Origin of the sequence: Pseudomonas sp. GM80 (assembly GCF_000282515.1) — a bacterium.
In the GTDB taxonomy this organism is placed as follows: Bacteria; Pseudomonadota; Gammaproteobacteria; order Pseudomonadales; family Pseudomonadaceae; genus Aquipseudomonas.
On record NZ_AKJD01000048.1, the window covers coordinates 26,543 to 51,576 of the forward strand.

The following is a 25,034-nucleotide window of genomic DNA, read 5'->3' on the forward strand; positions in this document are numbered from 1 at the left end:
ACTTGATAGCGAGTGCCTGCAAGAGTCTTTTCCGGTAGCATTCGCCTCAGTTTGACCCGCCTGGAATCCCCTCATGTCCGACCGCCTGACCCTGCTGCGTCCCGACGACTGGCACATTCATCTTCGCGATGGTGCCGTGTTGACCAATACCGTTGCCGATGTTGCGCGCACTTTTGGCCGCGCGATCATCATGCCCAACCTGGTACCTCCGGTGCGCAACGCCGCTGAAGCCGACGGCTATCGCCAGCGGATTCTCGCTGCCCGCCCGGCCGGCAGTCGCTTTGAGCCGCTGATGGTGCTGTACCTCACCGACCGCACCCAGCCCGAAGAAATTCGTGAAGCCAAGGCCAGCGGTTTTGTCTACGCCGCCAAGCTGTACCCGGCCGGGGCAACCACCAACTCCGATTCCGGCGTGACCAGCATCGACAAGATTTTGCCGGCGATCGAAGCCATGGCCGAAGTCGGCATGCCGCTGTTGATCCACGGTGAAGTCACCCGTGGCGACGTCGATGTGTTCGACCGCGAAAAGATTTTCATCGATGAGCACATGCGCCGCGTGGTCGAGCGTTTCCCGACGTTGAAAGTGGTGTTCGAACACATCACCACCGCTGACGCCGTGCAGTTCGTCAACGAGGCTTCGGCCAACGTTGGTGCAACCATCACCGCGCATCACCTGCTCTACAACCGCAACCACATGCTGGTGGGCGGGATTCGGCCGCACTTCTATTGCCTGCCGATCCTCAAGCGCAACACACACCAGGAAGCCCTGCTCGACGCCGCCACCAGCGGCAGCGCGAAGTTCTTCCTTGGCACCGATTCGGCGCCGCACGCCCAGCACGCCAAGGAAGCCGCTTGTGGCTGCGCCGGCTGCTACACCGCGTACGCCGCCATCGAGATGTACGCCGAAGCCTTCGAACAGCGTAATGCGCTGGACAAACTCGAAGCCTTCGCCAGCCTCAACGGCCCGCGTTTCTATGGCCTGCCGGCAAACACCGATCGCATCACCCTGGTTCGTGAAGAATGGACCGCCCCGACCAGCCTGCCGTTTGGCGAGCTGACCGTTATCCCGCTGCGCGCCGGTGAAAAACTGCGCTGGCGCCTGCTGGAGGAACACGCGTGAGTGAAGACCATTTCGACGACGAACTGGACGGTCAAAGTGGTGGTGGCAGTTCCCGTCACCCAATGGCAGCACGCTTTCGCGGCTATCTGCCGGTAGTCGTCGACGTAGAAACCGGTGGCTTCAACTCGGCCACCGATGCGTTGCTGGAGATTGCTGCGACCACCATCGCCATGGATGAAAAGGGTTTCGTATACCCCGACCACACCTACTTCTTCCGCGTTGAGCCGTTCGAAGGCGCCAACATCGAAGCAGCAGCGCTGGAGTTCACCGGGATCAAGCTCGATCACCCACTGCGCATGGCCGTCAGCGAAGAAACCGCGCTGACCGACATCTTCCGTGGCATTCGCAAAGCGCTGAAGGCCAACGGCTGCAAGCGCGCGATTCTGGTCGGCCACAACAGCAGCTTCGACCTCGGCTTCCTCAACGCTGCGGTCGCGCGTCTGGACATGAAGCGCAACCCGTTCCACCCATTCTCCAGCTTCGACACCGCGACACTGGCCGGTCTGGCCTACGGTCAAACCGTACTGGCAAAAGCCTGCCAAGCCGCCGACATCGATTTCGACGGCCGTGAGGCGCACTCCGCGCGTTACGACACCGAAAAAACCGCTGAGCTGTTCTGTGGCATCGTCAACCGCTGGAAACAGATGGGCGGCTGGGAAGATTTCGACGACTGATCCTCGTTGAGTAAATCCCGCGCATAAAAAAACCGGCCACTTGGGCCGGTTTTTTTATTAATGCTTATACAGTCTGAATTCTCGATCAATCCACACGACATAAAAAATCCGATGGTTTTTGTAACCCACCATCGCTACACGCTCGAAAGCCCGAAACACCAACAATCTGACATCACCTGTTAAAAAAGCAGGTATCCCCACTTTCAGGCTGTTTCTCTCAATTGTTTCACACCCATACCGATGCCTATGCTCCTTGCGCAATTCTCTCCAAGGTATCTTTCCCAGGATCCTGAGACGCTCAAGCATTTTCGACCGTTCGACGGCCTCGCAATCTTGAATGCACCAGCCATTCTGCAAATACTCAAATGAGAAAACCGGAGGTCGCGCTTCCGATGAGTCCATTTCGATTGTGGACGTCCGTGCCGTTACTATCACCGCCGCATCGCGTTCCCTGCGTTTGAACTTGGCCATTTTTCAGTTCACCAAATGCTCCCGAAAATACTCCTGCATCTCGCAGGCGGGAATTTCTCGGCTGAACTCCCCTTCCTTGAAGTTTTTACGCCATGGGGCCTCTTCATGCGTCAACTGGCGCAGTTTCCACGCCGAGAATTGGCCATAAACGTCGAACACTTCGTTGAGCAGAGTTTGTTGTTTGCTACTGAAAACATCGGGATTGAAATCACTTGGAGGAGGAATGGCACTCGATCCAAATTGGCTGAATCTTCGATACAGATCCGGAACCACTGGCCCATGCATCCACGCTTCCAGCTTTTCAGGGAAGAGAGCCTCGCCATGGACTGCCAGACTGAACCCTTGCGCGTAATAAACCATTTTTTGAATCTTGAGATTGGAGATCTCGCCCTCATGCCCTTCCAGGCAGAGGAAATAATCCGCAACGTCCAAGCTACTCGGCATTTGAATCCCCTTCCGCATCATGCAATCCATTGCACCGTCCTTACTGTACTGAGGCTCGATTCAGGCCAAGGTAATCGCCCTCTTCACCCGTTATCGCTCGACCATCACCCTATCCAACCACTGTTCAGTCATCCAGTATTTTTTCCCGGGCATTTGAAACAAATAATGCCGAGAGATTGCTGCTCACAATCCCGCGCATAAAAAAACCGGCCACTTGGGCCGGTTTTTTTGTACCTCGACGTTACGCCTTACAGGGCAGCAGCGTTCTCGGTCAGGTATGCCGCAACGCCTTCTGGCGAAGCGTTCATGCCTTTGTCGCCTTTTTTCCAGTTGGCAGGGCAGACTTCGCCGTGCTCTTCGTGGAATTGCAGAGCGTCGACCAGACGGATCAGCTCTTCCATGTTACGGCCCAGCGGCAGGTCGTTGATGATCTGCGAGCGGACAACGCCTTTGTCGTCGATCAGGAACGCGCCACGGAACGCTACGCCGCCTTCCGACTCAACGTCGTAGGCTTTAGCGATGTCGTGCTTCATGTCGGCAGCCATGGTGTATTTCACCTGGCCGATGCCGCCATTGTTCACTGGAGTGTTGCGCCATGCGTTGTGAGTGAAGTGCGAGTCGATCGACACAGCGATCACTTCAACGTTGCGGGCCTTGAAGTCAGCCATGCGGTTGTCCAGAGCGATCAGCTCGGACGGGCAGACGAAGGTGAAGTCCAGTGGGTAGAAGAACACCAGGCCGTATTTGCCTTTGATGGCCGAGGACAGGGTGAAGCTGTCAACGATCTCGCCATTGCCGAGTACGGCCGGGACGGTGAAGTCAGGGGCTTGTTTGCCTACGAGTACGCTCATTGATATCTCCTGGTGTAAAAACTTGAAGTTCAGGGTTTGCGCCAGCCTGCCATCCTCAGACGACAGCCCTGTGACACGAACCCCCTTCGCAAGGGCCGACCATCATACACTGCGAATTTGGCCTGTCCTTAACGGTTTTTCAAAGCGGGCGCAGAACGGCGCTGCATTTACGGGGCCAGGCAAATCGCCAGCAAATGCCGTTCGTCAGTCACAGCTGTCAATCTGCTGAAGCGCCCGGAAAGCACTTTGACAATCATTCTCGTTAACATTAAGATCCATCGCAATTGAGTCACAACCAGCGACGGTTCTCACTTATGTATGTTTGTCTCTGCACTGGCGTCACCGACGGACAGATCCGCGAAGCGATCTATGAAGGTTGCTGCAGCTATAAAGAAGTTCGCCAGGCCACCGGCGTCGCCAGCCAATGCGGCAAATGTGCCTGCCTTGCCAAGGAAGTGGTCCGTGAAACCCTGACCAAGCTGCAAACCGCTCAGGCTGCGATCCCCTACCCGGTAGAATTTACTGCTGCGTAATAACACCCCATTTCAAAGAACCGGACTTATGTCCGGTTTTTTTATGCCTGTAAATCAACTGCTTAGGCTCTAGACGCGGAACACAAACATTCTTATTCCGATTAATTTTCATATATTATTCAATAACTTAGGTTTGACACTTATAAGTACGAAGCTCAAACTCTGCCGTATATACAACGAATACAGGGCAGGACTCCGATCATGAAAGGCGACATCACAGTCATCCAGCATCTCAACAAGATCCTTGCCAATGAGCTGGTCGCGATCAATCAGTACTTCCTGCATGCACGCATGTACGAAGATTGGGGTCTGAACAAGCTCGGCAAACACGAATACAAAGAATCCATCGACGAGATGAAACACGCGGACAAGCTGATCAAGCGCATCCTGTTCCTTGAAGGCCTGCCAAACGTGCAGGACTTGGGCAAGCTGCACATCGGCGAGCACACCAAGGAAATGCTGGAGTGCGATCTGCGTATCGAGAAGACCGGCCACGCTGACCTGAAAACCGCGATCGCGCATTGCGAAACCGTCGGTGACTTCGGTAGCCGTGAACTGCTGGAAGACATTCTCGAATCCGAAGAAGAACATATCGACTGGCTGGAAACCCAACTGGGCCTGATCGATAAGGTCGGTCTTGAGAACTATCTGCAATCGCAGATGGGCGAAGAGTAGGAGCTGCCGCAGGCTGCGATCTTTTCAGATTGCACCGGTAACTTGCAGTAACGTTTCGGACGCACTAAAAAGCCCCGCCCTCTTTCGAGGTGCGGGGCTTTTTATTGGCTGAAGATCAAAAGATCGCAGCCTCGTTTCACTCGACAGCTCCTACACAAGCAGTAGGTGTCGGGTGAAACCCAGCCTTATCAAGCTTCGGACTTGTTCGCCGCTGCCGCTTCAACAGCCGACTTGATGGTGCTTTGCAGCGAACCGTCTGCAGCCATCTCAGTCATGATGTCGCTACCGCCGACCAGCTCACCACCAACCCACAATTGCGGGAAAGTCGGCCAGTTGGCGTACTTAGGCAGGTTGGCGCGGATTTCCGGGTTCTGCAGGATGTCCACGTACGCAAACTTTTCGCCACACGCCATGACAGCCTGCGCAGCTTTCGCGGAGAAGCCACACTGTGGGGCATTCGGCGAGCCTTTCATGTAAAGCAGAATGGTGTTGTTGGCAATCTGCTCTTTAATCGTTTCGATGATATCCATGGAGCACCTCGGCTGAACTTTCCGACTCATGGGTCGGCACGGTGACGCATTGTAACGGAATCCCGAGCGCCATGCTCGGTCTCCCCGACGGTCACGTTCAAGCCGCCGCCACCGTCACCGGCACGCCGTTCAGCGCAGCATTGCCGGACAACTCGTCGAGCTGACACTCATCGGTCAGGTCATTGGCGCTCGAACCCGGCTGACTACTGGCAATCGCCATCTGCACACCCGGGCGCGCATGGCCCCAGCCGTGCGGCAAACTGACCACGCCTTTCATCATGTCCAGACTGCCGAGCACTTCGACTTCGATCTGCCCGACCCGCGAGCTGACGCGTACCCGCTGACCATCGTTGAGCCCACGGCTGGCGAGGTCGTCCGGGTGCATCAACAACTGATGACGCGGCTTGCCCTTCACCAGGCGTTGATAGTTGTGCATCCACGAGTTGTTGCTGCGCACATGGCGGCGGCCAATCATCAACAGCTCATCGGCGGCTGGCGCCTGTAATGCAGCAAAACGCGCAAGGTCAGCGAGAATCTCTGGCGGAGCCGCCTGCACTCGCTGATTCGGCGTTTTCAGGCGCGACGCCAGATTCGCTTTCAGCGCCCCTAAATCAATCCCGTGAGGGTGATCAAACAGCGTCACCAGCGAGAGTTTTTGCTCGCTGGCGTCACCGTACATGCCCATGCGCAGACCCATGTCGATCATCTTCGCCGGCGGCATCGTCGGCTTCAGTTCCTTGCCGGTTTTCTCGGCAAACGCCTTGGCCAAGCCAACGAAGATCTCCCAGTCATGCAGCGCGCCTTCGGGCTTGGCGAGGATCGCGCGATTGAAGCGAGTCACGTTGCGCACCGCAAACAGGTTGAACGTGGTGTCGTAGTGGTCATTCTCCAGCGCCGAGGTCGACGGCAGGATCAGGTCGGCGTAACGCGTGGTTTCGTTGATATAGAGGTCAATGCTGACCATAAACTCCAGGCCATCCAGCGCTTGCTCCAGTTGTCGTCCGTTCGGCGTCGATAATACCGGGTTCCCCGCCACAGTAATCAGCGCGCGGATCTGGCCTTCGCCTTCGGTGAGCATCTCTTCAGCCAGCGCCGAGACCGGCAACTCTCCGCCGTATTCGGGACGCCCGGAAACCCGGCTCTGCCACTGGTTGAAATGCCCGCCCGAAGTTGACGCCACCAAGTCCACGGCGGGTTCGGTGCACAGCGCACCGCCAATCCGGTCGAGGTTGCCGGTGACCAAGTTGATCAACTGCACCACCCAATGGCACAGCGTGCCGAAGGCCTGGGTTGAAACGCCCATGCGCCCATAGCAAACCGCACTCGGGGCCGCAGCAAAATCCCGCGCCAGTTGGCGGATCTGCTCGGCAGGTACGGCGCACAATGGGCTCATTGCCTCGGCGGTGAACGTCTGCACCGCAGCGCGCACGTCGTCCAGCCCATCAACCGGCAAATGGCTGTCACGAGTCAGGCGTTCTTCAAACAGTGTATTGAGCACGCCAAACAACAACGCCGCATCACCGCCCGGGCGCACGAACAAATGCTGATCGGCCATCGCCGCCGTTTCGCTGCGCCGTGGATCGACCACAACGACTTTACCGCCCCGCGCCTGGATTGCCTTTAAACGTTTCTCAACATCTGGCACGGTCATGATGCTGCCGTTGGACGCCAACGGGTTACCGCCGAGGATCAGCATGAAATCGGTGTGATCGATGTCCGGAATCGGCAGCAGCAGCCCGTGGCCGTACATCAGATAGCTGCTCAGGTGATGCGGCAACTGATCGACCGACGTCGCCGAGTAGCGATTGCGCGTTTTCAGCAATCCCAGGAAATAATTGCTGTGGGTCATCAGCCCGTAGTTGTGCACGCTCGGATTGCCTTGATAGACCGCCACCGCGTTCTGGCCGTGACGCTCCTGAATCGCCGCCAGTTTCTCGGCCACCAGCGCAAAGGCCTCGCCCCACTCAATCGGCAGCCATTCGCTGCCCACGCGACGCATCGGCTGACGCAGGCGATCCGGATCGCTCTGAATATCTTGCAGGGCCACAGCTTTGGGGCAGATGTGGCCACGGCTGAAAGTGTCCAGCGCATCGCCCTTGATCGAGGTGATCGCGACGTTGCCATCGGTTTCAGTGGTCTCGATGGTCAGGCCGCAAATGGCTTCACACAGGTGGCAGGCACGGTGATGGAGAGTCTTGGTCATGGCCAGTCTCTGTCTTGTTCTGGGCAGGCAATTACGCTTGCGGGAACAAAACTATGGCCCTCGTACCGATCAGGCGCCAGCGACGTTCGTCTTGTGAATCGACGGTTATCAGGTGCGCCGATAGACCGCCGAGCTCAACTGGAGGGCAACTGGGGCGGCGCGGCCAGCTGGATTTCCTGGATGGTTTCGATCTGCTCGTGGGCGACGTGGACGCCGGTGAGTTCACCGATCAACCGCCAATGCTCGTCGAGCCCGGCGCTGATGGTGGCCATGCGATCAATCATGTGGCGACCGGCGGATTTGACCACTTCGTCTTCGCTGCGCAGCAGTTCGAAAGACATTGAAGTGACCGACGCGGTGAGATGGGTCAGTGAGCGTGCCGTGTGGCCCAGCAATTCCATTAACAGTTTTTCTTTCGATTCCATGCGGAGGCTTCCTGCGTCGCTCGAAAGTTATTTATAACCCAGCACTTTGCTTTAGCAAATGTTTCAGGCTGAGCATCCGACCAAGTGGTGGCATGGCGCCACGGTCGCAATCCGACCCAGCTGACTCGATCCACGCCACGCCGCATTGCCAAGCCCCGCGAGGCCAGTGTACAAAGAGGCTCGCGGCGGCCCTGAACCTGGCCGCTAATGCGCGACTGCAACATCCTGTGCACCCTTCGATTCCTGCAAAAACCGTAGCCTATTGGAAAAACGCGACATTTAGTGTCAATATCGCGCCTCCCCCTATTTCGTCGCCCCGTGCGGCTTACGCCGCAGGTCTCGCCCGTTGTTCCGTTAAACAAGGCTTTGAGCATCTGCGGTTTGTAGCAAAAAGGTAGTCAATGATGAGCGCAAGGCACTTTCTCTCCCTGATGGATTGCACGCCCGAAGAGCTGGTCAGCGTGATCCGTCGAGGCGTTGAGCTCAAGGACCTGCGTAACCGCGGCGTACTGTTCGAGCCTCTGAAAAACCGCGTGCTGGGCATGATCTTCGAGAAATCCTCGACCCGCACGCGGATCTCCTTCGAGGCGGGCATGATCCAGCTCGGCGGTCAGGCGATCTTCCTCTCGCCGCGCGACACCCAACTGGGCCGTGGCGAGCCGATCGGTGACTGCGCCATCGTCATGTCGAGCATGCTCGATGCGGTGATGATCCGTACCTTTGCCCACAGCACCCTGACCGAATTCGCCGCCAATTCGCGCGTGCCGGTGATCAACGGCCTGTCCGATGACCTGCACCCGTGCCAGTTGCTGGCCGACATGCAGACGTTCCTTGAGCATCGCGGTTCGATTCAGGGCAAAACCGTGGCCTGGATCGGCGACGGCAACAACATGTGCAACAGCTATATAGAAGCGGCGATTCAGTTCGACTTCCAGTTGCGCGTCGCCTGCCCGGAAGGCTACGAGCCGAACCCCGAATTTGTCGCCAAGGCTGGTGATCGCGTAACCATCGTCCGTGACCCGCAAGACGCCGTGCGCGGTGCACACCTGGTGAGCACCGATGTCTGGACTTCGATGGGGCAGGAAGAGGAAACTGCCAAGCGCCTCAAGCTGTTCGCGCCGTTCCAGGTCAACCGTGCCCTGCTCGACCTCGCTGCCGAGGACGTGCTGTTCATGCACTGCCTGCCGGCGCACCGTGGCGAAGAAATCAGTCTCGACCTGCTTGATGACCCGCGCTCCGTCGCTTGGGATCAGGCAGAAAACCGTCTCCACGCACAGAAGGCCCTGCTCGAGTTCCTCGTTGAACCGGCATATCACCACGCATGAGCCATGAATTACTGCTGAACCTGCGCAACCTCGCTTGCGGTTATCAAGATCAACGTGTGGTGCAGAACCTCAATCTGCACCTCAACGCCGGTGACATCGGCTGTTTGCTGGGCTCTTCCGGCTGCGGCAAGACCACTACCCTGCGCGCCATCGCCGGTTTCGAGCCGGTGCACGAGGGCGAAATCACCCTTGGCGGCGAGACTATTTCCAGCGCCGGCTTCACTCTGGCACCGGAGAAACGCCGGATCGGTATGGTGTTTCAGGACTACGCGCTGTTTCCGCACCTGAGTGTTGCGGACAACATCGCCTTCGGTATTCGCAAGCACCCGAACAAGGCGCGAGTGACCGAAGAGCTGCTCGAACTGGTCAACCTGAAGAACCTCGGCAAGCGCTTCCCGCACGAGTTGTCCGGCGGCCAGCAACAGCGGGTCGCCCTCGCCCGTGCGTTGGCGCCGGAGCCGCAATTGCTGCTGCTCGACGAGCCGTTCTCCAACCTTGATGGCGAGTTGCGGCGCAAGCTCAGCCATGAGGTGCGCGACATCCTCAAGGCCCGTGGCACCAGCGCGATTCTGGTGACTCACGACCAGGAAGAAGCCTTTGCCGTCAGCGATCACGTTGGCGTGTTCAAGGAAGGTCGACTGGAGCAATGGGACACGCCGTACAACCTGTATCACGAACCGGCGACGCCGTTTGTGGCCAGTTTCATCGGTCAGGGCTACTTCATTCGCGGCCAGCTCGGCAGCCCGGAATCGGTGCAGACTGAGTTGGGTGAGTTGCGCGGTAATCGGGCTTACACCTGGCCGATTGGCGGGGCGGTGGATGTATTGCTGCGTCCGGATGACATTGTTTATGCGCCGGACAGTGAGTTGAAAGCGCGGATTGTTGGCAAGACCTTCCTGGGCGCTTCGACGTTGTATCGTCTGCAATTGCCGACTGGGGCGCAGCTGGAATCGATTTTCCCGAGCCATGCGGATCATCAGGTGGGTGCACAAGTGGGGATTCGGGTTGCCGCCGAACATCTGGTGTTGTTTCAGGCATCGGGCAGCACCGCTGCACAGATTCCGGCAGTGGAAAACGGCGTGCGCCGCTACAGCACTGCCCTCTGATTCAACACCGAATCGAAATGTGGGTGGCTTTTGTGGCGAGGAGATTTATCCCCGATGGGGCGCGAAGCGGCCCTTAATCCTGCCAGCGCGGAGCATCTGTTGCTCCGCATGCAATGGTTTTGGGGCTGCTACGCAGCCCATCGGGGATAAATCCCCTCGCCACAAAGTTTCACTCCTACAAGGGGTTCGGACTCATCACAAGATCAGGGTGCCGCTGGCAACCAGCGTCGCATTGCCGCCGATCTTCACCCGCTCGCCTTCCAGCCGACAAAACAACTCCCCGCCCCGCGCCGAACGCTGGCATGCGGACAGGCTCGATTTGCCCAGACGCTTGGACCAATAGGGAATCAAGCTGCAGTGCGTCGAACCGGTCACCGGGTCCTCATTGATGCCAATTGCCGGGGCGAAATAGCGCGAAACGAAATCGTGCTGATTGCCGCGCGCCGTGACGATCGCGCCCAGCCACGGCAGCTTGGCCAACGCGACCATGTCCGGCTTGCAATCGAGCACGGCCTGCTCCGACTCCAGCACCACAAACAGTTCGTTGGAGCCAAGTACATCCACCGCCTCAACGCCAAGCGCGCGCTCGACATCCAGGGTTACACCAATCTCTGACGGCACGATCGACGGGAAGTCCAGCCACAAGCGGCCATCTTCGCGACTGACACTCAACGGCCCGGATTTGCTGGTGAAGTCGATACGCTCGGCGGTTTCCTGGTAGATATCGAACAGCACATGGGCGCTGGCCAACGTTGCGTGGCCGCATAACGGCACTTCAGTGGTCGGAGTAAACCAGCGGATATGCCAGGCCGAGCCCTCGCGCACCAGAAACGCGGTTTCCGCCAGATTGTGTTCGGCCGCGATCTTCTGCATCAGCTCATCGGCAAGCCACGCATCCAGCCGATAAACCATCGCCGGGTTGCCACTGAACGGCCGATCACTGAATGCGTCGACCTGATGAAACTCGAGCTGCATAACCTTCTCCTTAAGTCAGTCGGCAGAGCATGCAGCGTGGGCCGGATCAGCGCCAGAGACAGAACCGGCCAATTTTCTTCATACAGAGCAGGCGAGCATCACGCGCGACCGATGTCGGCGAATTTCGCCTGGGTATGTTCGGCGAGTACGGCGGGCGCCAATTCGACTTCCAGCCCACGCCGACCGGCGCTGACATAAATAGTGGCAAAACCTTGAGCCGAATTATCGATGAAGGTGCGCAGGCGTTTTTTCTGCCCCAACGGACTGATGCCGCCCAACAGATAACCGGTGGAACGCTGGGCTGCTGCCGGGTCAGCCATCTCGACTTTTTTCACCCCCGCAGCGTGCGCCAGCCCCTTGAGGTCAAGGCTTCCGACGACCGGCACCACGGCCACCAACAACTCGCCTTTTTCACTCGCCGCCAGCAACGTTTTAAACACCTGCGCAGGTTCAAGGGCGAGTTTTTCTGCGGCCTCCAGCCCATACGAAGCCGCTTTGGGATCATGTTCGTAACTGTGCACGCGATGTTCGGCACGAACTTTTTTCAACAAGTCCAACGCAGGGGTCATGGCAGCTCCAGGCTCGGCAATGGCAGAAAATTCTGCGCCGGATTCTAGGACATCGAGCCGTAAAACGCTCTATCCCGGCCCCGAATTACGCGGCTTCGCAGGTAATTCTCAAGGCGACGAAAGCAGTCATCCGGCGAGTCATTCACGTGACTGATAGTTCTATTGTGACTGACGGTTCACTTTCGACCTTTGACAGGTTTGTTTCTTGTCTATATTTTTTCGAATCTGAATAATGTAAGAATTATCGTCATCGCAGCACCCAGCAGTAAACCGGCAACGGAATGGGGATTCCTACCCGGCGAAAATCGCGCCCTGCCCTGACGGCATAGCGCCAGACAACAACAAAAACGAGGTTTTCAATGACAACTGCTTTACAGCAACCATCGCTCTCGAGCCAATGCATGGCCGAGTTTCTGGGTACTGCCCTGCTGATCTTTTTTGGTACCGGCTGTGTCGCCGCGCTCAAAGTCGCGGGTGCCAGCTTCGGCCTGTGGGAAATCAGCATCATCTGGGGCGTCGGCGTGAGCATGGCGATCTACCTCACGGCAGGGGTTTCCGGCGCGCATCTGAACCCCGCCGTCAGCATCGCGCTGGCCATTTTCGCCAACTTCGAAAAGCGCAAACTGCCGTTCTATATTCTTTCGCAAATCGCCGGCGCCTTCTGCGGCGCGCTGTTGGTTTACACGCTGTACAGCAATCTTTTCTTCGATTACGAACAAACTCACCAAATGGTTCGCGGCTCGGCCGCCAGTCTTGAGTTGGCCTCGGTGTTCTCGACCTTCCCGAATCCGGTGCTGTCGACTGCTCAGGCATTTCTGGTCGAGATGATCATCACTGCCATTCTGATGGGCGTGATCATGGCCCTGACTGACGACAACAACGGCCTGCCGAAAGGCCCGATGGCGCCGCTGCTGATCGGTTTGCTGATCGCGGTGATCGGCAGTTCGATGGGCCCGCTGACCGGTTTCGCGATGAACCCGGCACGTGACTTCGGTCCGAAACTGATGACTTTCTTCACCGGCTGGGGTGAAATTTCCTTCACTGGCGGCCGCGATATTCCGTACTTCCTGATTCCGATTTTTGCACCGATTGTCGGTGCCTGCCTCGGCGCTGCCGGGTATCGCGGGCTCATCGCCCGTCACCTGACCGGCGCCACACCTGCTACAAAGGATGCAGAACCGGCCATTGACGGCAAACCAAGAACTTCTTGAAACAGTCGGCGCAGGCTCCTGCCCTCTAGAGCCTGCGCCACGGCCCACTCTCCCTTATTTCGTCCAAGGCAATCGACATGACCGACATTCAGAATAAGAACTACATCATTGCCCTCGATCAGGGTACGACCAGCTCCCGCGCGATCATTTTCGACCGCGATGCGAACGTGGTCTGCACCGCGCAGCGCGAATTCGCTCAGCACTACCCGCAGGCCGGTTGGGTCGAACACGATCCGATGGAAATTTTCGCCACCCAAAGCGCCGTCATGGTTGAAGCGCTGGCACAGGCTGGTCTGCACCACGACCAGGTCGCCGCCATCGGCATCACCAACCAGCGTGAAACCACGGTGGTCTGGGATAAGACCACCGGCCGCCCGGTGTACAACGCCATCGTCTGGCAGTGCCGCCGCAGCACCGAAATTTGCCAGCAGCTCAAACGCGACGGCCATGAGCAGTACATCAGTGACACCACCGGCCTGGTCACCGACCCGTACTTCTCCGGCACCAAACTGAAGTGGATCCTCGACAACGTCGAAGGCAGCCGCGAGCGTGCGCGCAACGGCGAACTGCTGTTCGGTACCGTCGATAGCTGGCTGATCTGGAAATTCACCGGCGGCAAAGTACACGTCACCGACTACACCAACGCCTCGCGCACCATGCTCTTCAACATTCACTCGCTGGAGTGGGATTCGAAGATGCTGGAGATCCTCGACATCCCGCGCGAAATGCTCCCGGAAGTGAAAGCGTCCTCGGAAATCTACGGTCGCACCAAGAGCGGCATCGCCATCGGCGGTATCGCTGGCGACCAGCAAGCGGCGCTGTTCGGCCAGATGTGCGTGGAGCCAGGCCAGGCGAAAAACACCTACGGCACCGGCTGCTTCCTGCTGATGAACACCGGCGACAAAGCGGTGAAATCCCAGCATGGCATGCTCACCACCATCGCTTGCGGCCCGCGCGGCGAAGTCGCTTACGCACTGGAAGGCGCGGTATTCAACGGCGGTTCGACCGTGCAGTGGCTGCGCGATGAACTGAAGATCATCAACGACGCCCACGACACGGAATACTTCGCCAACAAAGTGAAGGACAGCAACGGCGTGTACCTGGTACCGGCATTCACCGGTCTCGGCGCTCCGTACTGGGACCCGTATGCCCGTGGCGCGCTGTTCGGCCTGACGCGCGGCGTACGTGTGGATCACATCATCCGCGCGGCGCTGGAATCGATCGCCTACCAGACCCGCGACGTGCTCGACGCCATGCAACAGGACTCCGGCGAACGCCTCAAAGCCCTGCGTGTGGACGGTGGTGCGGTGGCGAACAACTTCCTCATGCAGTTCCAGGCCGACATCCTCGGCACGCAGGTCGAGCGTCCGCAAATGCGCGAAACCACGGCACTCGGTGCGGCGTATCTGGCCGGTCTGGCGTGCGGCTTCTGGGGCAGCCTGGAAGAACTGCGCGGCAAAGCGGTGATCGAGCGCGAGTTCGAACCGAGCCTGGACGAAGTCGAGAAAGAGAAGCTGTACAAAGGCTGGAAAAAAGCCGTCAGCCGCACCCGAGACTGGGCGCGTGAAGACGCTGAATAAGCCAACCTTCAGAGACTGATAGGCAACTAACTGGTAGGGAGCGGATTCCTGCGGCATCATGGGCAAATTTTGCACGGCAGCCCAAAGGAAGCCCCATGAATCTGCCTCCCCGTCAGCAGCAAATCCTCGAGCTGGTCCGCGAACGCGGCTATGTGAGCATCGAGGAAATGGCCACGCTGTTCGTTGTTACCCCGCAAACCATCCGCCGCGACATCAATCAGCTCGCGGAAGCCAATCTGCTGCGTCGCTACCATGGCGGTGCTGCCTACGATTCCAGCGTCGAAAACACTGCCTATGCGATGCGCGCCGATCAAATGCGCGATGAAAAACAACGCATCGGTGAAGCCATCGCCGCACAGATTCCCGATCACGCCTCGCTGTTCATCAACATCGGTACGACCACCGAATCGATTGCCCGCGCCCTGCTCAATCACAATCACCTGAAAATCATCACCAACAACTTGCACGTAGCGTCGATGCTCAGTGCCAAGGATGATTTCGATGTGCTGCTGACTGGCGGCAATGTGCGTCGTGATGGCGGTGTAGTGGGTCAGGCGAGTGTGGACTTCATTAATCAGTTCAAGGTTGATTTCGCGCTGGTCGGGATTAGCGGTATTGATGAGGACGGCAGCTTGCTGGACTTTGATTATCAGGAAGTTCGGGTTTCCCAGGCGATCATTGCCAATGCGCGGCAGGTGATTCTGGCGGCCGACTCGAGTAAGTTCGGGCGGAATGCGATGATCCGGTTGGGGCCGATCAGTTTGATTGATTGTTTGGTGACGGATCAGCAGCCGGTGCCGGCGTTAGCGCAGTTGTTGAGTCAGCACAAGATTCGCCTGGAAGTCGTTTAACCCCCCAAGATCAAAAGATCGCAGCCTTCGGCAGCTCCTACATAGGTTCACTTGACCTGTAGGAGCTGCCGAAGGCTGCGATCTTTTGCTTTCAATGTTCGAAAATTTTCTTTTAACCGCCCTTCGATGAGTTTTTTCAATCGAACGTGACTGGCTGCGCGCGTGTTTATGGGCTACCATTTTCGCAAATGAACATTAATGTTCGATTTCCAATACAGAAAATCAAAAGAGCCCGAGGCCAGCCGATGTCCACCTCTACCTTGCGTACGCCCCCACTCTCCGAGATCTACGACATTGCCGTTATCGGCGGCGGGATCAATGGCGTGGGGATCGCAGCGGATGCCGCCGGTCGCGGTCTCTCGGTGTTCCTTTGCGAAAAGGACGACCTCGCCAGCCACACCTCGTCGGCCAGCAGCAAGCTGATCCACGGTGGCCTGCGCTACCTCGAACATTACGAATTCCGTCTGGTGCGCGAAGCATTGGCCGAGCGTGAAGTGCTGCTGGCGAAAGCGCCGCACATCGTCAAGCCAATGCGCTTCGTGTTGCCGCACCGTCCGCACCTGCGTCCGGCGTGGATGATTCGTGCAGGCCTGTTTCTGTATGACAACCTCGGCAAGCGCGAAAAGCTGCCCGGTTCGAAAAGCCTGAAGTTCGGTGCCGACAGCGCGCTGAAAAGCGAAATCAAGAAAGGCTTCGAATACTCCGATTGCTGGGTCGATGACGCCCGCCTCGTAGTGCTGAACGCCATGGCCGCTCGCGAAAAAGGTGCCCACGTGCATACCCAGACTCGCTGCGTCAGCGCCCGCCGCGCCAAAGGTTTGTGGCACTTGAACCTGGAACGCGCCGACGGCAGCCTGTTTTCGATCACCGCCAAAGCGCTGGTGAACGCGGCAGGCCCGTGGGTTGCCAAGTTCATCCGTGACGACCTGAAGATGGAATCGCCGTACGGCATCCGTCTGATTCAGGGTAGCCACATCATCGTGCCGAAACTGTACGAAGGCGATCATGCGCACATTCTGCAAAACGAAGATCAGCGCATCGTTTTCACCATCCCGTACCTGAACAACCACTTCACCCTGATCGGCACCACCGACCGTGAGTACACTGGCGATCCGGCAAAAGTGGCGATTACCGATGCCGAAACCGATTACCTGCTGAAAGTGGTCAACGCACACTTCAAAAAGCAGCTCAGCCGCGACGACATCCAGCACAGCTACTCGGGCGTACGTCCGCTGTGCAACGACGAGTCCGATAACCCGTCGGCGGTCACCCGCGATTACACCCTGGCCCTGTCTGGCAACAGCGAAGAAGCGCCACTGCTGTCGGTGTTCGGCGGCAAGCTGACCACCTACCGCAAACTCGCCGAATCGGCGATGGCGCAGTTGATGCCGTTCTTCACTCAGATGCGTCCAAGCTGGACAGCCACGGCCACCCTGCCCGGCGGCGAAGACATGACCACGCCGCAAGCCTTGAGCGCGCTGATTCGTGACAAGTTCGACTTCGTGCCGACCGAGATTGCCCGTCGCTGGTCCACCACCTACGGCAGCCGCACCTGGCGCATGCTTGAAGGCGTGGAAACCCTCGCCGACATGGGCGAACACATTGGCGGCGGGCTCTACACCCGCGAAGTCGATTACCTGTGCAGTGAAGAGTGGGCAACCACGGCGCACGACATTCTGTGGCGCCGCAGCAAGCTGGGGTTGTTTACCACGCCGGCCGAGCAAGAGAAGTTGGCCGCGTACCTGGGCAAGGTCGAGCAGAACCGTAGCAAGATTGAAGCGGCATGATCTGAACATCGCTTAAACAAAAAGCCCCTGAATCGCAAGGTTCAGGGGCTTTTTGTTGCGGCGTAACTTACTTTGCCTGCCACTACCCCTGTGGCGAGGGGATTTATCCCCGATGGACTGCGAAGCAGTCCTCCCTTTTGCATTTAAAGAGAGGCCGCTTCGCGACCTATCGGGGATAAATCCCCTCGCCACAGGGTTGTGTGGTGCTTGGGCGATCATCCAATGAGCGTAGTGATTGAAAGATTGTTCGGTTTTCCGAACGCGACTTCCGGGTCGATTCGGTTAACCGGATCAGCCGGGCTCAAAAAAACTGCCTTAAAAATTTAATAACCTTATAAATCATCGACTTAACCATTCGCGACTGGTCTGGCACGACTCATGCTCTACACTCTCTCGACGAATGCCTGTTGTGCCAACACTTCAGGAGCCGTCAGGCATTCGAAGCACAAAAGGGCCGACGAACTGGCTCCATAAAAAAAACAATGTCGAGGAAAATTTGATGCGCATCGTTCCCCATATCCTGGGCGCAGCCATTGCTGCCGCTCTGATCAGCACGCCAGTTTTCGCCGCCGAACTCACCGGCACCCTGAAGAAAATCAACGATTCGGGCACCATCACGCTCGCTCACCGCGACAGCTCCATTCCGTTTTCCTACATTGCCGATGCTTCCGGCAAACCAGTGGGCTACTCCCACGACATTCAAGTGGCCATCGTTGAAGCCCTGAAAAAAGACCTGAACAAGCCCGATCTGCAGGTCAAGTACAACCTGGTGACCTCGCAAACCCGTATCCCGCTGATCCAGAACGGCACCGCGGATATCGAGTGCGGCTCGACCACCAACAACGCCGAACGCGCCCAGCAAGTCGATTTCACCGTCAACATCTTCGAAATCGGCACCCGTCTGCTGGTCAAGAAAGACAAGGATGGCAAGCCGTCCTACGCTGACTTCGCTGACCTCAAAGGCAAAAACGTCGTGACCACCGCGGGCACTACGTCCGAGCGCATCATCAAAGCGATGAACGCCGACAAGCAGATGGGCATGAACATCATCTCCGCCAAAGACCACGGCGAATCCTTCAACATGCTGGAAAGCGGCCGCGCCGTTGCCTTCATGATGGACGACGCCCTGCTGGCCGGCGAAGAAGCCAAGGCGAAGAAGCCGGCCGACTGGATCATCACCGGTACCCCGCAGTCGTTCGAAGCCTACGCGTGCATGGTTCGTAAAGACGACCCGGCCTTCAAGAAAGCTGTCGATGACGCCATCGTCGCCCTGTACAAGTCCGGCGAGATCAACAAGATCTACAGCAAGTGGTTCGAGAGCCCGATCCCACCAAAAGGCCTGAACCTGAACTTCCCGATGAGCGACAAGGTAAAAGATCTGATCGCCACCCCGAGCGACAAGCCGGCGCCTGACGTAAAAATCTGATTCCTGACTAACCTTATCACCTGAGGGGGCCACCCTCCCTCAGGCGTCTGTTACTACCTGCTGGCTGTACTGTGGAACACTCGACCTGGCGGTTTCCGAGCCGATCGCGTGTGCCCGGCGTTCAACGTCGGGCGGGAAAGGATCTTCCCCAAGCGGGTGCTTGTACATCGATCGATTTCGAGGGGAGACCCTAATGAATTACAACTGGGACTGGGGCGTGTTCTTCAAGTCCACCGGCGTCGGCAGCGAGACTTATCTCGACTGGTACGTCACCGGTTTGGGCTGGACCATTGCCATTGCCATCGTGGCATGGATCATCGCCTTGCTGCTGGGGTCCATTCTGGGCGTCATGCGCACGGTGCCAAACCGTATCGTATCGGGCATCGCGACCTGCTACGTGGAGCTGTTTCGCAACGTGCCGCTGCTGGTTCAGCTGTTCATCTGGTACTTCCTGGTGCCTGATCTGCTGCCGCAAAACCTGCAGGACTGGTACAAACAGGATCTCAACCCGACCACCTCGGCTTACCTGAGCGTTGTCGTGTGCCTGGGCCTGTTCACCGCTGCGCGTGTCTGCGAGCAAGTGCGCACCGGCATCCAGGCGCTGCCACGCGGCCAGGAAGCCGCCGCCCGCGCCATGGGTTTCAAGCTGCCACAGATCTACTGGAACGTGCTGCTGCCCCAGGCCTACCGCATCATCATTCCGCCGCTTACCTCGGAATTCCTCAACGTCTTCAAGAACTCCTCCGTGGCGTCCCTGATCGGCCTGATGGAACTGCTCGCGCAAACCAAACAGACTGCTGAGTTCTCGGCCAACCTGTTTGAAGCCTTCACCCTGGCCACGCTGATCTACTTCACCCTGAACATGAGCCTGATGTTGCTGATGCGTATGGTCGAGAAGAAAGTCGCGGTGCCCGGCCTGATCTCCGTGGGGGGTAAATAATGGACTTCGATTTCAGCGGCATCATCCCCGCTATCCCGGGTCTGTGGAACGGCATGGTCATGACCTTGCAGTTGATGGTCATGGGCGTGGTCGGCGGCATCGTGCTGGGGACGATCCTCGCGCTGATGCGCCTGTCGTCCAGCAAACTGCTGTCGCGCGTCGCCGGCGCTTATGTGAACTACTTCCGTTCGATCCCGCTGCTGCTGGTGATCACCTGGTTCTACCTGGCGGTGCCGTTCGTGCTGCGCTGGATCACCGGTGAAGACACGCCGATCGGCGCGTTCACCTCCTGCGTCGTGGCCTTCATGATGTTCGAAGCCGCGTACTTCTGCGAAATCGTCCGCGCCGGTGTGCAGTCGATTCCCAAAGGTCAGATGGCTGCCGCGCAAGCGATGGGCATGACCTATGGCCAGACCATGCGTCTGATCATCCTGCCCCAGGCGTTCCGCAAAATGACGCCGTTGCTGCTGCAACAGTCGATCATCCTGTTCCAGGACACCTCGCTGGTTTACACCGTGGGCCTGGTGGACTTCCTCAACTCCGCCCGTTCCAGCGGCGACATCATTGGCCGGTCCAACGAGTTCCTGATCTTCGCCGGTGTCGTCTACTTCATCATCAGCTTTTCCGCCTCGCTGCTGGTCAAGCGTCTGCAAAAAAGGTTCGCCGTATGATCTCTATCAAGAACATCAACAAGTGGTATGGGGACTTCCAGGTGCTGACTGATTGCAGCACCGAGGTCAAAAAAGGCGAAGTGATCGTGGTCTGCGGCCCGTCGGGTTCCGGCAAGTCGACCCTGATCAAATGCGTCAACGCGCTGGAGCCGTTCCAGAAAGGCGACATCGTCGTCGACGGCACCTCGATTGCCGACTCGAAGACCAACCTGCCGAAACTGCGTTCGCGCGTCGGCATGGTGTTCCAGCATTTCGAACTGTTCCCGCACCTGACCATCACCGAAAACCTGACCATCGCGCAGATCAAGGTGTTGGGCCGCAGCAAGGAAGAAGCGACCAAAAAAGGTCTGCAACTGCTCGAACGCGTTGGCCTGTCGGCGCACGCGCACAAGCATCCAGGGCAACTGTCCGGCGGTCAGCAACAGCGTGTGGCGATTGCCCGTGCGCTGGCGATGGACCCGATCGTCATGCTGTTCGACGAACCGACTTCGGCGCTCGACCCGGAGATGGTCAACGAAGTGCTCGACGTGATGGTGCAACTGGCCCACGAAGGCATGACCATGATGTGCGTGACCCACGAAATGGGTTTTGCGCGCAAAGTGGCCGACCGGGTGATTTTCATGGACGCCGGCAAGATCATCGAAGACTGCCCGAAAGAGGAATTCTTCGGCGACATCAGCGCCCGCTCCGAACGCGCGCAGCACTTCCTCGAGAAAATCCTGCAGCACTAAAAGCCACACACCCGCTCCCCCCTCTGTGGGGTGCGGGCTGCCTGACAATGAGATCCCCTGTGGCGAGGGGATTTATCCCCGATGGGCTGCGCAGCGGCCCCAGCATTTCAAAGTCGAACCGCATGCAATGGTTTGACGACTGCTGCGCAGCCGATCGGGGATAAATCCCCTCGCCACAGAGTCCACCTGCAAACCAGCGGTGATTCACAAACAAGTGTTGTGGTTGACCCAAGGCATCTGTGATGAAATGCGACCCCAATCTCTATCGCGCCGCACCGCCATCACTTGCCGTGAAGCCCCGTCTGATTCGTCATTTGTTCCTGCCGCCACTGATCATCGCCCTGATGATCGGCCTGGGTTTTATCGGCTTCTGGACCAGTGAACATTTCGGCATCCGCAGCCTCGGCGAGAACGGCCAGCGTCAACTCGAACTGCACGCCCGCGCGGTCGAAAGCGAGATCAGCAAATACACCTACCTGCCCAGCCTGCTGGAACTCGAAACCAGTGTCTCGCAGCTGCTGGCCGACCCGACTCCGCAATACCGGGAAACGGTCAACGCTTACCTTGAAGGCCTGAACCGACGCAGCCGCAGTCGGGCCATCTACGTCATGGACACCACCGGCCGGGTCATGGCCACCAGCAACTGGCGCGATGTCGACAGTTATCTGGGTGAAGACCTGTCCTTCCGCGCCTATTTCCAGAAAGCCGTGCGCGGCGAACCCGGGCGTTTCTACGGCATTGGCAGCACCAACGGCGAACCTGGTTATTACCTCGCCCACGGCCTCGAAGAGCACGGCAAGATCATCGGCGTCGCCGTGGTCAAAGTGCGTCTGGAAGCCATGGAAGAACGCTGGCAGCGCGCGCGTCTGGAAGCCTTCGTCAGCGATGAAAACGGCATCATCATTCTCTCCAGCGATCCGGCCCGCCGCCTCAAGTCGGTGATTCCACTGAGTGAAATCACCAAAGAAAAACTCGCGCGCAGCCTGCAGTATTACTGGTTCCCGCTCAACGAGCTGCAGCCACTGGCCCGCGAAACCTTGTCCGAAGGCGTGGAGAAACTGACCTTCCCTGCCAACAGCGAAGTGCAGTCCGGCGAGGACGACATCAGCTACCTGGCGCAGACCCGACCGCTGAGCGACACGCCGTGGAATTTCACTCTGCTCACGCCATTGCAGGATTTGCGTCGCGAGGCGATCAACCAAGGCATTCTCGTCGCCGTGGCGTTTGCTCTGGTCGCCTTCCTGCTGATCGCCTGGAACGAGCGGCGCAAGGTCATCGCCACCCGCCTCGCCGCCCGCGAAGCCTTGCAGGAAGCCAACAATCAACTGGAGCGTCGGATTACCGAACGCACCACCGACCTGCGCGCCAGCAACGAGCGACTGAAGAGTCAGATCCGCGAACGCCGCCAGGCCGAAGAGACGTTGCGCCGCGCGCAGGACGAACTGGTACAGGCCGGCAAACTCGCCGCCATCGGCCAGATGTCGACCAGCATCGCCCACGAACTGAACCAGCCACTGGCCGCGATGCGCACGCTGTCGGGCAACACCGTACGCTTTCTGGAGCGCGGTCAGCTCGATGTCGCCAGCACCAACCTCAAAACCATCAACGACCTGATCGACCGCATGGGCCGCATCACCGCCAGCCTGCGCTCGTTCGCCCGGCGCGGTGACAACCAAGGCCAGGCCAGCCTCGGCAAAGCCGTGGACGCGGCGCTGCAATTGCTCGGTGCGCGCCTGGAGAGCTCGGCGCTGGACCTGCATCGGCAGTTCATTGACGTTCAGGTGCAGATCGACCAGACCCGCCTCGAACAGATTCTGGTCAACCTGATCGGCAACGCCCTCGATGCCATGCAGGCGCAACCGCTGCCCGAGCTGTGGCTGGAAGGCGAAGAATTCAACGGCAAATATCGCCTGCGCGTGCGCGACAACGGTCATGGTGTCGACGCCGAAGCGCGCAAGCATCTGTTCGAGCCGTTCTTCACCACCAAGCCCGGCGAACAAGGCCTGGGCTTGGGCCTGACCCTTTCCGCCAGCCTCGCCGCCGCCACCGGTGGGCATCTGGGTGTTGAACACCCGGCCAGCGGCGGCACCACTTTCGTCCTCAGTTTACCGTTGGTAAGCCCTACTCCCGCCGAGCCAATATGAACCCCGAACTCAGTGTACTGATCGTCGAAGACGACCCCCATGTGCTGCTCGGCTGCCAACAGGCGCTGACCCTTGAAGACATTCCCTGCGTCGGCGTCGGCAGTGCCGAAGAAGCGCTGGAGCGAGTCGGCGACAACTTTGCCGGCATCGTCATCAGCGACATTCGCCTGCCGGGCATCGATGGCCTGGAACTGCTGACCCGCCTCAAGCAACGCGATCGCAGCCTGCCGGTGGTGTTGATCACCGGCCACGGCGACATTTCCATGGCCGTCGGCGCGATGCAGAAAGGCGCCTACGACTTCATGGAAAAACCGTTCTCGCCGGAACGTCTGGTCGATGTCGCACGGCGAGCGCTGGAGCAACGCAGCCTCGCCCGTGAAGTGTCGTCGCTGCGCCGGCAACTGGCTGAACGTGACTCCCTTGAAGGACGCATCATCGGCCGCTCGCCAGCCATGCAGAACCTGCGCGAACTGATCGCCAACGTCGCCGACACCTCGGCCAACGTGCTGATCGAAGGCGAGACCGGCACCGGCAAAGAACTGGTCGCCCGTTGCCTGCACGATTTCAGTCGGCGCCACAGCAAACAGTTCGTCGCGCTGAACTGCGGCGGTCTGCCGGAAAACCTCTTCGAAAGCGAAATTTTCGGCCACGAAGCCAACGCGTTCACCGGCGCGGGCAAACGGCGCATCGGCAAGATCGAACACGCTGACGGCGGCACGCTGTTCCTCGATGAAGTGGAAAGCATGCCGCTGCCGTTGCAGATCAAATTGCTGCGCGTCTTGCAGGAGCGCACCCTCGAACGCCTGGGTTCAAACCAGAGCGTGGCGGTGGATTGCCGGGTGATCGCGGCGACCAAGTCCGACCTCGACGAATCGAGCAGGGCCGGCGAATTTCGCAGCGACTTGTACTACCGCCTCAACGTGGTGACGCTGGAATTACCGCCCCTGCGCGAACGCCGCGAAGACATCCTGCAACTGTTCGAACACTTCACCCAGCAGTCGGCCCTGCGCTTCGATCGTGCGCTACCGGAGCTGGACAACCAGACCCTGTCGAACCTGATGAGCCACGACTGGCCGGGCAACGTGCGTGAACTGCGCAACGTCGCCGAGCGGTTTGCTTTGGGTTTGCCGGCGTTCAAAAAGTCCGGTGCCAACAGCGGCGGACAAGGCCTGGGCTTTGCCGAAGCGGTGGAAGCGTTCGAGCGCAACCTGCTCAGCGACGCCCTGCAACGCAGCGGCGGCAACTTGACCCAGGCGAGCCTGGAATTGGGCATGGCCAAGACCACGCTGTTCGACAAAGTGAAAAAATACGGCCTGAGCCATTAAGCGAGAACGACGTGGACCTGTTTTTCAAAGCCCTGTTGGGCGCCGCGGTGGTGCTGATCATCGCGGCGCTGTCGAAGACCAAAAACTATTACATCGCAGGCTTGGTGCCGTTGTTTCCGACCTTTGCGCTGATTGCGCATTACATCGTCGGCAAGGGACGTTCGATCGAGGATTTGAAGACCACGATCGTGTTCGGGATGTGGTCGATCATTCCGTATTTTGTGTATCTGGCGACGTTGTACGTGATGGTGGATCGGATGCGGTTGGAGGCTTCGTTGGCAGTGGCGGCGGTGGCGTGGCTGATGGCGGCGACCGTGCTGGTAACCGTTTGGGTCCGCCTGCACAGCTAACCCATGTAGGAGCTGCCGCAGGCTGCGATCTTTTGATCTTGCCCTTAAAAAGATCAAAAGATCGCAGCCTTCGGCAGCTCCTACAGGGGAATGTATTCCAAATGTGGGAGCTGGCTT

Annotated in this window: 25 protein-coding genes; 17 read left to right on the plus strand and 8 right to left on the minus strand. The window is 58.5% G+C overall.

The genetic code is table 11. The features are described from left to right. Nucleotides 1-73 precede the first annotated feature (73 nt). Nucleotides 74-1,120, plus strand: coding sequence for a dihydroorotase (pyrC, locus tag PMI37_RS06920; protein ID WP_008079419.1), 1,047 nt, complete (start codon nucleotides 74-76; stop codon nucleotides 1,118-1,120). Further along, the gene (rnt, locus tag PMI37_RS06925; protein ID WP_008079422.1) at nucleotides 1,117-1,794 is read left to right on the plus strand and encodes a ribonuclease T; all 678 of its coding nucleotides are present in this window, start codon (nucleotides 1,117-1,119) and stop codon (nucleotides 1,792-1,794) included. The genes pyrC and rnt overlap by 4 nt, the downstream gene beginning before the upstream one ends. 57 nt (nucleotides 1,795-1,851) lie before the next feature. On the opposite strand, the gene PMI37_RS06930 is transcribed toward rnt, so the two are convergent. The 3 genes from PMI37_RS06930 to PMI37_RS06940 form a co-directional block, all read right to left on the minus strand. Continuing rightward, nucleotides 1,852-2,265: a hypothetical protein gene (locus tag PMI37_RS06930; protein ID WP_045123045.1), complete on the minus strand. Its 414-nt coding sequence runs from the start codon at nucleotides 2,263-2,265 to the stop codon at nucleotides 1,852-1,854. Between the two features lie 3 nt (nucleotides 2,266-2,268). Further along, nucleotides 2,269-2,739, minus strand: coding sequence for a Panacea domain-containing protein (locus PMI37_RS06935; protein ID WP_008079423.1), 471 nt, complete (start codon nucleotides 2,737-2,739; stop codon nucleotides 2,269-2,271). A 218-nt stretch (nucleotides 2,740-2,957) separates the two neighbouring features. After that, on the minus strand, nucleotides 2,958-3,560 hold the full coding sequence (locus tag PMI37_RS06940) for a peroxiredoxin (protein WP_003227723.1): 603 nt from the start codon (nucleotides 3,558-3,560) through the stop codon (nucleotides 2,958-2,960). Nucleotides 3,561-3,874: 314 nt separating this feature from the next. On the opposite strand from PMI37_RS06940, the gene PMI37_RS06945 reads away from it, so the two are divergent. Both PMI37_RS06945 and bfr read left to right on the plus strand, forming a co-directional pair. Then, nucleotides 3,875-4,093 (plus strand): bacterioferritin-associated ferredoxin, encoded by a 219-nt coding sequence (locus PMI37_RS06945; RefSeq protein ID WP_003227725.1) that lies wholly within the window; start codon nucleotides 3,875-3,877, stop codon nucleotides 4,091-4,093. 201 nt (nucleotides 4,094-4,294) lie between these two features. After that, entirely contained in the window at nucleotides 4,295-4,768 is a 474-nt protein-coding gene (gene bfr / locus PMI37_RS06950) for a bacterioferritin (RefSeq protein ID WP_007916671.1), read from the plus strand. 188 nt (nucleotides 4,769-4,956) lie between these two features. On the opposite strand, the gene grxD is transcribed toward bfr, so the two are convergent. From grxD to PMI37_RS06965, 3 genes are all read right to left on the minus strand, one after another. Continuing rightward, complete coding sequence (gene grxD, locus PMI37_RS06955) at nucleotides 4,957-5,298, minus strand: Grx4 family monothiol glutaredoxin (protein WP_008079424.1); 342 nt, start codon at nucleotides 5,296-5,298, stop codon at nucleotides 4,957-4,959. Between the two features lie 97 nt (nucleotides 5,299-5,395). Then, a complete protein-coding gene (locus PMI37_RS06960; protein WP_008079425.1) occupies nucleotides 5,396-7,501 on the minus strand; it encodes a molybdopterin oxidoreductase family protein in 2,106 nt (701 codons plus the stop codon). A 134-nt stretch (nucleotides 7,502-7,635) separates the two neighbouring features. Beyond that, nucleotides 7,636-7,926, minus strand: coding sequence for a hypothetical protein (locus PMI37_RS06965; RefSeq protein WP_007916677.1), 291 nt, complete (start codon nucleotides 7,924-7,926; stop codon nucleotides 7,636-7,638). Between the two features lie 404 nt (nucleotides 7,927-8,330). On the opposite strand from PMI37_RS06965, the gene argF reads away from it, so the two are divergent. Beyond that, nucleotides 8,331-9,251, plus strand: coding sequence for an ornithine carbamoyltransferase (argF, locus tag PMI37_RS06970; protein ID WP_045123046.1), 921 nt, complete (start codon nucleotides 8,331-8,333; stop codon nucleotides 9,249-9,251). Then, nucleotides 9,248-10,357, plus strand: a complete 1,110-nt coding sequence (locus tag PMI37_RS06975) for an ABC transporter ATP-binding protein (RefSeq protein WP_008079427.1) — start codon at nucleotides 9,248-9,250, stop codon at nucleotides 10,355-10,357. The genes argF and PMI37_RS06975 overlap by 4 nt, the downstream gene beginning before the upstream one ends. A gap of 195 nt (nucleotides 10,358-10,552) precedes the next feature. Here PMI37_RS06975 and PMI37_RS06980 read toward each other — a convergent pair whose 3' ends face one another. Next, entirely contained in the window at nucleotides 10,553-11,332 is a 780-nt protein-coding gene (locus tag PMI37_RS06980; protein WP_008079428.1) for a PhzF family phenazine biosynthesis protein, read from the minus strand. 98 nt (nucleotides 11,333-11,430) lie between these two features. Then, nucleotides 11,431-11,901 carry a Cys-tRNA(Pro) deacylase gene (gene ybaK / locus PMI37_RS06985; protein WP_003227741.1) on the minus strand — a complete coding sequence of 157 codons (471 nt, stop codon included), beginning with the start codon at nucleotides 11,899-11,901 and terminating at the stop codon, nucleotides 11,431-11,433. A gap of 359 nt (nucleotides 11,902-12,260) precedes the next feature. Between ybaK and PMI37_RS06990 the strand changes: the two genes are divergently transcribed. The 11 genes from PMI37_RS06990 to PMI37_RS07040 all read left to right on the plus strand — a co-directional run bounded on the left by PMI37_RS06990 (nucleotide 12,261) and on the right by PMI37_RS07040 (nucleotide 24,917). Then, complete coding sequence (locus PMI37_RS06990) at nucleotides 12,261-13,112, plus strand: MIP/aquaporin family protein (RefSeq protein ID WP_008079430.1); 852 nt, start codon at nucleotides 12,261-12,263, stop codon at nucleotides 13,110-13,112. Nucleotides 13,113-13,189: 77 nt separating this feature from the next. After that, on the plus strand, nucleotides 13,190-14,692 hold the full coding sequence (glpK, locus tag PMI37_RS06995) for a glycerol kinase GlpK (protein ID WP_008079432.1): 1,503 nt from the start codon (nucleotides 13,190-13,192) through the stop codon (nucleotides 14,690-14,692). Between the two features lie 95 nt (nucleotides 14,693-14,787). After that, nucleotides 14,788-15,543 carry a DeoR/GlpR family transcriptional regulator gene (locus PMI37_RS07000; protein ID WP_007916700.1) on the plus strand — a complete coding sequence of 252 codons (756 nt, stop codon included), beginning with the start codon at nucleotides 14,788-14,790 and terminating at the stop codon, nucleotides 15,541-15,543. A 245-nt stretch (nucleotides 15,544-15,788) separates the two neighbouring features. Then, nucleotides 15,789-17,330, plus strand: a complete 1,542-nt coding sequence (gene glpD / locus PMI37_RS07005) for a glycerol-3-phosphate dehydrogenase (protein WP_008079433.1) — start codon at nucleotides 15,789-15,791, stop codon at nucleotides 17,328-17,330. Nucleotides 17,331-17,829: 499 nt separating this feature from the next. Beyond that, nucleotides 17,830-18,756, plus strand: a complete 927-nt coding sequence (locus PMI37_RS07010) for a glutamate/aspartate ABC transporter substrate-binding protein (RefSeq protein ID WP_008079434.1) — start codon at nucleotides 17,830-17,832, stop codon at nucleotides 18,754-18,756. 193 nt (nucleotides 18,757-18,949) lie between these two features. After that, nucleotides 18,950-19,696 carry an amino acid ABC transporter permease gene (locus PMI37_RS07015; RefSeq protein WP_008079435.1) on the plus strand — a complete coding sequence of 249 codons (747 nt, stop codon included), beginning with the start codon at nucleotides 18,950-18,952 and terminating at the stop codon, nucleotides 19,694-19,696. Further along, nucleotides 19,696-20,367, plus strand: a complete 672-nt coding sequence (locus tag PMI37_RS07020; RefSeq protein ID WP_003227756.1) for an amino acid ABC transporter permease — start codon at nucleotides 19,696-19,698, stop codon at nucleotides 20,365-20,367. The genes PMI37_RS07015 and PMI37_RS07020 overlap by 1 nt, the downstream gene beginning before the upstream one ends. Then, nucleotides 20,364-21,098, plus strand: a complete 735-nt coding sequence (locus PMI37_RS07025; RefSeq protein WP_007963947.1) for an amino acid ABC transporter ATP-binding protein — start codon at nucleotides 20,364-20,366, stop codon at nucleotides 21,096-21,098. Before PMI37_RS07020 ends, PMI37_RS07025 begins: the two co-directional genes overlap by 4 nt. Before the next feature lie 242 nt (nucleotides 21,099-21,340). Further along, complete coding sequence (locus tag PMI37_RS07030; RefSeq protein WP_008079436.1) at nucleotides 21,341-23,242, plus strand: sensor histidine kinase; 1,902 nt, start codon at nucleotides 21,341-21,343, stop codon at nucleotides 23,240-23,242. Then, nucleotides 23,239-24,567, plus strand: a complete 1,329-nt coding sequence (locus PMI37_RS07035; protein ID WP_008079441.1) for a sigma-54-dependent transcriptional regulator — start codon at nucleotides 23,239-23,241, stop codon at nucleotides 24,565-24,567. The genes PMI37_RS07030 and PMI37_RS07035 overlap by 4 nt, the downstream gene beginning before the upstream one ends. Nucleotides 24,568-24,578: 11 nt before the next feature. Beyond that, a complete protein-coding gene (locus PMI37_RS07040; protein WP_008079444.1) occupies nucleotides 24,579-24,917 on the plus strand; it encodes a GlpM family protein in 339 nt (112 codons plus the stop codon). Nucleotides 24,918-25,034: the final 117 nt, after the last annotated feature.

Excerpts from the sequence above, each read along its gene's own strand:
- pyrC (WP_008079419.1), top strand. The coding sequence starts at position 74 with ATGTCCGACCGCCTGACCCTGCTGCGTCCCGACGACTGGCACATTCAT.
- PMI37_RS06930 (WP_045123045.1), bottom strand. The coding sequence starts at position 2,265 with ATGGCCAAGTTCAAACGCAGGGAACGCGATGCGGCGGTGATAGTAACG.
- PMI37_RS06935 (WP_008079423.1), bottom strand. The coding sequence starts at position 2,739 with ATGGATTGCATGATGCGGAAGGGGATTCAAATGCCGAGTAGCTTGGAC.
- PMI37_RS06940 (WP_003227723.1), bottom strand. The coding sequence starts at position 3,560 with ATGAGCGTACTCGTAGGCAAACAAGCCCCTGACTTCACCGTCCCGGCC.
- PMI37_RS06945 (WP_003227725.1), top strand. The coding sequence starts at position 3,875 with ATGTATGTTTGTCTCTGCACTGGCGTCACCGACGGACAGATCCGCGAA.
- bfr (WP_007916671.1), top strand. The coding sequence starts at position 4,295 with ATGAAAGGCGACATCACAGTCATCCAGCATCTCAACAAGATCCTTGCC.
- grxD (WP_008079424.1), bottom strand. The coding sequence starts at position 5,298 with ATGGATATCATCGAAACGATTAAAGAGCAGATTGCCAACAACACCATT.
- PMI37_RS06960 (WP_008079425.1), bottom strand. The coding sequence starts at position 7,501 with ATGACCAAGACTCTCCATCACCGTGCCTGCCACCTGTGTGAAGCCATT.
- PMI37_RS06965 (WP_007916677.1), bottom strand. The coding sequence starts at position 7,926 with ATGGAATCGAAAGAAAAACTGTTAATGGAATTGCTGGGCCACACGGCA.
- argF (WP_045123046.1), top strand. The coding sequence starts at position 8,331 with ATGAGCGCAAGGCACTTTCTCTCCCTGATGGATTGCACGCCCGAAGAG.
- PMI37_RS06975 (WP_008079427.1), top strand. The coding sequence starts at position 9,248 with ATGAGCCATGAATTACTGCTGAACCTGCGCAACCTCGCTTGCGGTTAT.
- PMI37_RS06980 (WP_008079428.1), bottom strand. The coding sequence starts at position 11,332 with ATGCAGCTCGAGTTTCATCAGGTCGACGCATTCAGTGATCGGCCGTTC.
- ybaK (WP_003227741.1), bottom strand. The coding sequence starts at position 11,901 with ATGACCCCTGCGTTGGACTTGTTGAAAAAAGTTCGTGCCGAACATCGC.
- PMI37_RS06990 (WP_008079430.1), top strand. The coding sequence starts at position 12,261 with ATGACAACTGCTTTACAGCAACCATCGCTCTCGAGCCAATGCATGGCC.
- glpK (WP_008079432.1), top strand. The coding sequence starts at position 13,190 with ATGACCGACATTCAGAATAAGAACTACATCATTGCCCTCGATCAGGGT.
- PMI37_RS07000 (WP_007916700.1), top strand. The coding sequence starts at position 14,788 with ATGAATCTGCCTCCCCGTCAGCAGCAAATCCTCGAGCTGGTCCGCGAA.
- glpD (WP_008079433.1), top strand. The coding sequence starts at position 15,789 with ATGTCCACCTCTACCTTGCGTACGCCCCCACTCTCCGAGATCTACGAC.
- PMI37_RS07010 (WP_008079434.1), top strand. The coding sequence starts at position 17,830 with ATGCGCATCGTTCCCCATATCCTGGGCGCAGCCATTGCTGCCGCTCTG.
- PMI37_RS07015 (WP_008079435.1), top strand. The coding sequence starts at position 18,950 with ATGAATTACAACTGGGACTGGGGCGTGTTCTTCAAGTCCACCGGCGTC.
- PMI37_RS07020 (WP_003227756.1), top strand. The coding sequence starts at position 19,696 with ATGGACTTCGATTTCAGCGGCATCATCCCCGCTATCCCGGGTCTGTGG.
- PMI37_RS07025 (WP_007963947.1), top strand. The coding sequence starts at position 20,364 with ATGATCTCTATCAAGAACATCAACAAGTGGTATGGGGACTTCCAGGTG.
- PMI37_RS07030 (WP_008079436.1), top strand. The coding sequence starts at position 21,341 with ATGAAATGCGACCCCAATCTCTATCGCGCCGCACCGCCATCACTTGCC.
- PMI37_RS07035 (WP_008079441.1), top strand. The coding sequence starts at position 23,239 with ATGAACCCCGAACTCAGTGTACTGATCGTCGAAGACGACCCCCATGTG.